Raw genomic sequence first — 983 nt, 5'->3', positions numbered from 1 at the left:
TGCACAAGCGCCTGGTGCGCAGAAAACCCTTCGCCCATGTCCGCGTCTTCCTCAAGGACCTCGCGCATTTGTTGGGGCTGGCAAAGGCGTGACGGTGCGCCGTCGTGGCAGAGCAAAGCCTGTGGCTCGGTGTACCTCTCACTAATCGATTGGTAGTGTTTGACGGGCAGATATCCTCGTGACTGAACCGACTCTTGTATCGACTCCTCTCCACGCGAATGACGGCGGGAAAATCGGCCCGAACGCGATCATCCGCATGGGCGAGGCGCTCGAGGCTCTGTATGGCCGCGCAGAAACCACGCAGCTCTTCGCGGCAGCCGGCCTTGAGGACTGTCTGCATTCGCCGCCGACGGCGATGATCGACGAAAACTGGGTGGTGCGGCTACACACAACGCTGCGTGCCTCGCTTCCTCCTGCGCAACTGGCGGAGATCGGCCGCGACGCGGGACGGCGCACCGGCGACTATCTGCTCGCCAAGCGGATTCCGAAGCCCGCGCAGCGCGTGCTGCGCCTGACGCCGGCACCTCTGGCCGCACGCATTCTCGTCCCGGCCATTGCCAAACACGCTTGGACCTTCACCGGCAGCGGCCGCTTCAGCGCAGAGTTCGGCAATCGACAAGCGCCTTTGCTGCTGACGATCTGCGATGGGCCTGTATGCCGTGGAGCGGTGAGTGAATTACCGGTCTGCGATTTTTACGCCGGCACCTTCGCGCGCATTTTCCGCGAACTCGTGAGCGCTCGAACGACCGTTGAAGAAATCCACTGCCAAGCGCAGGGCGCGCCGGCGTGCGTTTTCGCCGTGCGTTGGTAGCTGCCGGTAGCCGATCAGGACCCGACGCTACTCGGCGGCGATATCCCGGAAGCGGCGCACAGCTCACCCCGAACCGATCACCCGCGGAGAGCCTTCCGCTGCCACCTGCGCGCTTTCCTCGGAAGCGCCCCGGCTAGACCGCCTACCACCGCGTAGCGTCGCCCTGCGACCG

Annotated in this window: 1 protein-coding gene; it reads left to right on the top strand. The window is 64.6% G+C overall.

Translation table 11 applies throughout. The features are described 5' to 3' along the window. Positions 1-178: 178 nt before the first annotated feature. Positions 179-811, top strand: coding sequence for a bacteriochlorophyll 4-vinyl reductase (gene bchJ / locus GHK24_RS13470; protein WP_340666201.1), 633 nt, complete (start codon positions 179-181; stop codon positions 809-811). Positions 812-983 lie beyond the last annotated feature (172 nt).

It is taken from the genome of Rhodocyclus gracilis (assembly GCF_009617575.1).
Classification (GTDB): domain Bacteria; phylum Pseudomonadota; class Gammaproteobacteria; order Burkholderiales; family Rhodocyclaceae; genus Rhodocyclus; species Rhodocyclus gracilis.
The sequence above is the reverse complement of the archived record's forward strand: the minus strand, read 5'-3'. Positions and strand labels throughout refer to the sequence as shown.